The organism is Collinsella sp. TM05-38 (assembly GCF_003466445.1).
Lineage (GTDB): Bacteria > Actinomycetota > Coriobacteriia > Coriobacteriales > Coriobacteriaceae > Collinsella.
Window position 1 is genome coordinate 22,483 of sequence record NZ_QSPM01000013.1, and the last position, 7,118, is coordinate 29,600.

6 protein-coding genes are annotated in these 7,118 nt (G+C 62.6%); all 6 read right to left on the minus strand.

Annotated features, from left to right (window positions below; all coding sequences use genetic code 11):
* Nucleotides 1-1,437 carry a histidinol dehydrogenase gene (hisD, locus tag DXD49_RS07840; protein WP_117794669.1) on the minus strand — a complete coding sequence of 479 codons (1,437 nt, stop codon included), beginning with the start codon at nt 1,435-1,437 and terminating at the stop codon, nt 1-3.
* Nucleotides 1,438-1,542: 105 nt separating this feature from the next.
* The gene (hisG, locus tag DXD49_RS07845) at nt 1,543-3,258 is read right to left on the minus strand and encodes an ATP phosphoribosyltransferase (RefSeq protein ID WP_117794670.1); all 1,716 of its coding nucleotides are present in this window, start codon (nt 3,256-3,258) and stop codon (nt 1,543-1,545) included.
* Between the two features lie 346 nt (nt 3,259-3,604).
* On the minus strand, nt 3,605-4,666 hold the full coding sequence (locus DXD49_RS07850) for an SIS domain-containing protein (RefSeq protein ID WP_055252703.1): 1,062 nt from the start codon (nt 4,664-4,666) through the stop codon (nt 3,605-3,607).
* A 275-nt stretch (nt 4,667-4,941) separates the two neighbouring features.
* A complete protein-coding gene (locus DXD49_RS07855) occupies nt 4,942-5,655 on the minus strand; it encodes a GntR family transcriptional regulator (RefSeq protein ID WP_055252186.1) in 714 nt (237 codons plus the stop codon).
* Nucleotides 5,640-6,407: a GntR family transcriptional regulator gene (locus DXD49_RS07860; RefSeq protein WP_117636070.1), complete on the minus strand. Its 768-nt coding sequence runs from the start codon at nt 6,405-6,407 to the stop codon at nt 5,640-5,642. The genes DXD49_RS07855 and DXD49_RS07860 overlap by 16 nt, the downstream gene beginning before the upstream one ends.
* 35 nt (nt 6,408-6,442) lie before the next feature.
* Entirely contained in the window at nt 6,443-6,934 is a 492-nt protein-coding gene (locus tag DXD49_RS07865) for a hypothetical protein (protein ID WP_117794671.1), read from the minus strand.
* Between the last annotated feature and the right edge of the window lie 184 nt (nt 6,935-7,118).

A 7,118-nucleotide genomic window follows, 5' to 3' on the forward strand; every position in this document is an offset into this window, starting at 1 on the left:
TTAGGCCTCCCCGCCGGTCGCGTTAGCGCCATCCGCGCCCGCAGCCGCCAAGTCCACACCCTCGGCGACCGTCGCCGCGGCGTCGCCCGGCCAGGCAACCTTGGTCAGGTCGGCCGCCGCCAGCGACTCGGCGCTCACGGAATCCTCGCCCTGTTCCAGCACGCGACGACGCAGGGCGGCAGAAAGCGCGTGTGCCCACAGACCCTCGGCCTCGGCTAGACGCTGCGTGGCAGGAGCATCGGAGAGCAGGCCCTCGGGTGTATAGCAAATGACACTCGAGCGCTTGACGAACTCTTCGACCGAAAGCGGGTTGGAGAACATGGCCGTGCCGCCGGTCGGCAGCGTGTGGTTGGGGCCAGCAACATAATCGCCGAGCGGCTCGGAGCTCCAGGCGCCCACAAAGATGGCGCCGGCGTTGCGGATGCCGCCGAGCAGGCCCATTGCATCCTTGCAGTGCAGCTCCAGGTGCTCGGGCGCCACGGTGTTCACGGCCTCGACGGCGGCAGCCATATCGGCGGCCACCACGATGGTGCCCTCGTTGTCGAGCGAAGAGCGCGTGATCTCGGCACGCGGCGACTGCGCCACTAGAATGTCGATACCCGCCTCGACCTCGCGCGCAAACTGCTCGTCGCAGGTCACCAGATAGCAGGCGGCCAGCGGATCGTGCTCGGCCTGGGCCATCAGGTCGGCCGCGACCACCATGGGCTTGGCCGTGGCATCGGCCAGCACGCAGACCTCGGAGGGGCCGGCGACCATGTCGATGCCCACGTCGCCCGAGACAATCTGCTTGGCCGCGGCGACAAAGGCGTTGCCCGGGCCGGTGATCTTGTCGACGCGCGGAATGGTCTCGGTACCGTACGCCAGCGCGGCCACGGCCTGGGCGCCGCCCACCATATAGATCTCGTCCACGCCGCCGAGCTTGGCCGCGGCGAGCGTATAGGGGCTGATCAGGCCGTCCTTTTGTGGCGGCGTCACCATGACCACGCGCTTGACGCCGGCCACCTTGGCAGGGATAGCGTTCATGAGCACGGTGGAGGGATACTGCGCGCGACCGCCCGGCACGTAGATGCCGGCCGCGGCAAGCGGGGTCACCTTAACGCCGAGCATCGTGCCGTCCGGGCGCGTGGTAAACCAGCTCTGCTCGACCTCGCGCTGGTGAAACTCACGGATCTGGCGCGCAGCCTTCTCGAGCGCGGCGACAAAGGCCGGGTCGAGGCCTTCGAGCGCAGCATCGATCTGCTCTTGCGGCAGACGAAAGCTTTGCAGCTCGACACCGTCAAAACGCTGGCAGTAATCGCGCACCGCAGCATCGCCGTTGACACGCACGTTGGCCACGATATCGCGGGCGGCGTCGACGATGTTTTGCGGCAGCACACCCTTGCGGTTGAGCTGGTTGGCAACGAGGAGCTCACCGGGAGCAAGCTTGATGGTCTTCATATCGGTATCCCCTATCGGTCGAGGTTGCGTTTGGAAAACGAGATGCCGGGCAGCGGCACCAATCGGCCCGCAGTCCGGATATGGGGGCGCCCGTGCGCGCTCGCGCTATTGTGCCGAGCCCGCGACGGGCTCAAAATGCTTGTCCTTCACGGCAGCCGCCAGGCGATCGGCCAGGTTGCGAACGCGCGGATCCAGGCGCGCGGCACCCGGGTTGACGAAGAAGCGGGCCGTGCAGTCCATAATGCGGCCGGTGATGACCAGGTCGTTGTCGCGCAGCGTGGCGCCCGTGGCGGTGATATCCACGATGCGATCGGTCATACCGACGATGGGTCCCAGCTCGATGTTGCCGTGCAGCGAAACAATGTCGGCGTTCACGCCGCGCTCGGCATACCAGGCACTCGCGATGCGCGGGTACTTGGTTGCCACGCGAAGCGAACCGCGGCGGGCATAGTTGCGCTCGGCCTGACCGGCGCGCCAAGCGGGCTCAGCCTCAATAAAGGTGCACAGGCCGTAACCCAAATCGACCAGCTGCAGCAAGTTGAGGTCGGCCTCGATGAGCGAGTCCCACCCGCAGATGCCGCAGTCGGCACCGCCGCAGCCCACAAAGGCGGGCGCATCGCTGGGGCGCACGATGACAAACTCGATATCGCCGACCGCGCCCTCGCCGGCACGCGTATCGCGGCCGCGCACGATCAGGTGACGGCCGGGGTCGCGCAGCTCGGAGACGTCCAGGCCCGCGGCCTCGAGCACGTCGAGCGTGTCGGCCTTAAGCGAGCCCTTGGGAACGGCGATGCGCAGCGGACCCTCGGCACCACGGCCCGCGGCGTGGTCGCCGTCGGAAGCGGCGTCCTCAGCCGAAGTGTGCGCGGCCTCCAGACGCTCGAGCGAAAAGGCAAATCCCGCCGCCGGTACCTCGATGCCATCGCCAAACGCGCCGGTAAAGATGGAGTCGTAGCGACCGCCCGAACCCACCGGATCGGGCAGGCCACCGGCATAGGCCTTAAAGACCAGGCCCGTGTAGTAATAAAAAGAGTTCATGATGGAGAAGTCGAAGGACAGCACCTGGGCGTCCTCGGGAGCCAGGCCCTCGACCAGGGCACGCAGCTCGCGCGTCAGCGGCGCGACGATACCGGCAGCTTCCAGCAGCGCATCCACACGGTCGAGTATCTCGGCACCGCCGTGCAAGCGCGGCAGCTCGCTAATGGCGGCCTTGACGGCCTCGGGCTCGGCGCTTGCCGCCACGCGGGCATCGAGGCCCACAAAGTCATTGGCGTGCACGCAGCGCAGGGCCTCGGCAGCCAGCTCGCGATCCTCGCACGCCGCGAGCAGCTCCTTAAAAGGACGCACGCTACCTGCGATAATGCGCGCATCGGGCAACGCCAGCTTGCGCACGGCCTCGGCTACCAGCGAGACAATCTCGACATCGCCCGCGGTATCTCCCGCACCGATAAGCTCAAAGCCCAGCTGTGTAAACTGGCGCGAGCCGCCGGCATTGCGCTGGCACTCACGAACCACCGGCGCCTCGTAGCGAAGACGCAGTGGCAGATCGGCCGCGCGCATGCGGGTCGAAACCAAGCGCACAATCGGCAACGTGTTGTCGGGACGGACCACCAGCAAACGCCCATCATCGTCAAAGAGCTTAAACGGCGTGTCCGCAATGCGGCCACCTTCCTCGAGCGAACCCTTGTCCTCGAGCAGCGGCGTCTCAACCGGCAGGTAATGATGCTCCCTAAAGCAGCCCTTCACCGTACATGCGATCTCCTCGCGTGCCTGAGCCTCCTCGGGCAATATGTCCCGGAATCCCCACGGTGTGGCCGTCATCTGGTGAGCCTCCTCATGCTGTGCTTCGCATAGAACAGAAGACCGGCATAGCTCCGCCGGTCTTCTGGGTACTTTAGCATACTAGAGTGCTTGCGGGGAAAATCGTCTCCCTCGGCTCACAGCGTATTCATTTAGAAACATAGGGGCGAGCCCTCAGCTCAATCTGGCGATTCCCCCAGCCCAGCAGGAAAGCGCGTCCCACTCCGAGCCGCAAGCCCGGGATGAACTTTCCGCCGAAGACACCCTGCGCCGACAGCAACGCAAAAAGGGCGCCCGCGCAAATGCGGACGCCCTTGTGTAGGGTCGAGATATCAACCAGCCAAGATATCGGACCTGCGACCAGCTCTTAGTAGTCGAACTGGTGGTAGTAGCGGCGGTACTTGAGGTTGTGCTTGGTGACCAGCTCGTAGTTGCGCGAGAGGCGGTCGGTGGTCAGCACGGACAGGATCCAGGGGGACACGATGACGCGGAAGTCGTCGTCCAGGCCCGGGATCGCGTACTCGGCGGTGTCGATGATGACGTAGTCCTCGTCGCCGGTCACGCCGCTGGTGAGGAAGGCGCGGACGCGCTCGTCGAGGGCGCGGCACTCGTCCTCGCCCATGAACAGGAACACCGGGACGCCGGGCTCGAGCAGCTCGAGCGTGCCGTGGAAGAAGTCGTGCGAGGTGATGTGGCGGATGCGCTTCCACTGCATCTCCTCGAGCAGGCACATGGAGTACAGGATGGTCTCGCCCCACAGCGCGCCCGAGCCGATGAACATGGTGTAGTCGGCCAGCGCGTACTTCTTCGCGAGCTCCTCGGCGCGCGGCTCGAAGCGCTTGCGGATGTCGAGCATGTCCTTCCAGACGTCCTTCGTCTGCTCGATGAACAGGTCGAACTTGGGGAAGCAGCCGCGGCGGTTGAGCAGGCGCAGGCCGAAGCAGTCGGCGAGGTAGTAGCCCTTCTCGCAGCCGCCGGCGCCGTGGTCGGAGGCCATCATGACGCAGTTCTCGGCGCCCACGGCCCGGCCGATCTTGCCCTCGGGGTTGGTCATGGCGTAGACGCGCACGCCCATCTCCTTCATCTTGCCGATGGCCTCGAGCACCTCGGGGGTGGTGCCGGACTCGGAGGCGGTCAGCACGACGGACTTGTCGGTCATGCGCTTGTGGCCCATGACGTTCCACTCGGCGGCGTGGATCAGGTAGACCTCGAGGTCGCGGTCGCCGAACTTGTTCATGAGGTACTCGAGCTGCATGAACTCGTCCCAGGTGCCGCCGACGCCCATCAGGAAGACGGCGTCGTAGCCCTCCTCGTGCACGCGGTCGGCCAGCGCGGTCATCTTCTTGCCCGCCTCGTAGACGTTCCTGCCGTCCTCGAGGTAGCCCTCCTGGTCGAAGTGCATGATCTCGATCTTCTCGGTCTCCTTCATTCCCGCTCCTTTCACGAGCAGTTTGAATTGTCACACGGCACGGACGGGCTTACCGTCCCGTCGCACCGCCTAACCTTGTGGTCATCTTGGCCCCAAGCTCAACAATTCAAAGGTTCTTAATACCAGTGAACGATTACAGGTTAGACGTTTTTAATACCGATTTTTCGATTTCATCCTCCTCTTTCGGTAGACGGTCAGTTTTTGCCGCCCATCGGTCAAGCGACATATGGCCATAAAAGACGAGCGCCCTGCCGTACACAAGGACGCTCTGAACACTAATAGTTGTAGGTATATCCGCCGGCATCGCCGCGGGTAAAAGACTTGGCACACTCGATAACCTGTCCACTCGAGTCATAGGTCAGGCATTCCAGCACGAGGGCCAGGTCGCCCGGCTCAAGATCGAGCAAACTCGCATCGCGTGCGCCCAGCGCCTCAATATCGAGCTTCTCAATCGATTTATCTGGCTTTCGGCCCAACATGTCATAGGTCTCATACAGGCTGAAAACCGATATGTCCACGTCTTCGATGCCAGGGAACAGCAGACACGGGATCAGCGTCATCTCGATCGACACGGGTTCACCATCAATGCAGTTAAGACGGCGCACCGAGTAGAGCAGATCGTCCTCGCCGATACCAAACAAGTCGGCATAATACGGGCCGGCATAGCGTTTGGAGCGCGCCAGGATGCGCACCGACGGCGTCGCGCCCGAAGCTAAAACCGACTGACGGAAGCCGCCCTTGCGAGCGTGCTCGTCAAACCACTTGTGCCCCACAAAGGCGCCCTTGCCCTGCACGCGACGAATCTGGCCACTTTTGACCAGCTCATCCATGGCGCTGCGGATGGTCAGGCGCGTCGTGCCAAACTCCTCGGCCAGCTCATTTTCGGACGGAATCATCGAGCCCGTCGGATAGTCACCGCGCTCGATTCGCTCCGCAATGCAGCGGCGAATTTGCTTGTAAACCGGCAAGTCTTCTACTGCCTCAGCCATTCGACACCCACCTTCGTCGCAACGCCGTCTGCCTCACCGTTATCGGCAAATCGATACTTGGTCGGCAGGGTCACGGACTTGCAATACTCGACAAAGCCATCGTTCTCATCGCGCTCGTGCGAAGCCTTATAAAACACCGGGGCGCCCTCCTGGGCATCCAGCAACTTGGCCTCGTCGGCGTTCAGACGGCTGATGGAAATATGCTCCTTGCCGTGCGACACGCGGACATTCCCCTCTTTGAGCAAAACGTCGTAGAGGCTCTCCTGCTCGAAATCGTGATCGGGAAGCGAGGGACACAAAGACAGATTGACGTATGCCGTCTCGATCGACGCCGGGGAACCATTGACCACGCGCACGCGCCGAATGCAGAAGAGCGGCATGCCCAGCTCGATTTGGGCCTTTTGGGCCAGGTCGACATCGGCGTACACGACCTTGGAGCATACCAGGCGTGCGGTTGACTTTGAGCCGACCCTCTCCACCGCCTGCGTATAGTTCCACGTTTCCTGAAAGATGTTCAGCGGCTTGGGCGGGCATACATAGGTGCCCGAACCGCGGCGGCTTTCCAAGGTTCCGCACGAAATGAGACGCGTGATCGCAGCGCGCAACGCCGTGCGGGACACGCCCAGCTCTTCACAGAGTACGCGCTCGGCGGGCAGCCGGTCGCCACCCTGCAGGTCATAATGTTTGATATACCAAAGAATGCCCTCAAAGGCGCGATCTTTGGGCGGAATCGCATATGGTTCACTCGACATGGGTAAGGCTCCTCGACCGCTTGATGCTGCGGGCATCATTGCTCCGAACGCCCCATGGCGTCGAAGGCTTCTTTGATCTGTTCCGCAACGTTCCGATACGACCAATATAGGCCGCAGTCTCGCTTGACTTCGCCCGCAGTCACAGGAATCTCAAGCTTCGAAATCTCATCCTCGCCGGTTTGCACGGCAACGACGACACCCATACCAAGGCACATGTTACGCTTGGCGGCATTGTTTTTGGTAGCCTGAGCTGGGTTAATCAAAATCTGCTGAGCGAGCTCTCGATTGCTGAGCTGCGGCACATCCTCGGGATTTCCGGTCTCGACAATCTCGCACTGCAGCACATCCGCGTAGTCAAAAATCCTCGGGGTCGCGCCGCGCTGATGCACGGCCCACTTGCGACGCGTGGCATCCTGGTAGATAGCCGGCAAAAACGTAAAGCGCGGCGGGTCCAAAATCGTGTCCGTGATGGTAAACACATCGGGATCAAAGGCATCCTGCGGGTTTTTCTTCTTGAACAGCCCCATATCAGACTCCCGTACTAACACTTAACAACTCGAGCTAAATATAGCACCAATTTCAAGTCGCCGCTTTAGCGCATCGGTGCATGGCATCTATAGCTCGCTCAGCGGGAAATACACAGACGAGACCCGGGGCGGGGTGCTTGGTTTTGAGAAGTGGGCTTCGCGAACTTCCAAAACCAAGCACCCC

Coding starts and splice junctions, on each gene's coding strand:
- hisD (WP_117794669.1), bottom strand. CDS start 1,437: ATGAAGACCATCAAGCTTGCTCCCGGTGAGCTCCTCGTTGCCAACCAG.
- hisG (WP_117794670.1), bottom strand. CDS start 3,258: ATGACGGCCACACCGTGGGGATTCCGGGACATATTGCCCGAGGAGGCT.
- DXD49_RS07855 (WP_055252186.1), bottom strand. CDS start 5,655: ATGGCTGAGGCAGTAGAAGACTTGCCGGTTTACAAGCAAATTCGCCGC.
- DXD49_RS07860 (WP_117636070.1), bottom strand. CDS start 6,407: ATGTCGAGTGAACCATATGCGATTCCGCCCAAAGATCGCGCCTTTGAG.
- DXD49_RS07850 (WP_055252703.1), bottom strand. CDS start 4,666: ATGAAGGAGACCGAGAAGATCGAGATCATGCACTTCGACCAGGAGGGC.
- DXD49_RS07865 (WP_117794671.1), bottom strand. CDS start 6,934: ATGGGGCTGTTCAAGAAGAAAAACCCGCAGGATGCCTTTGATCCCGAT.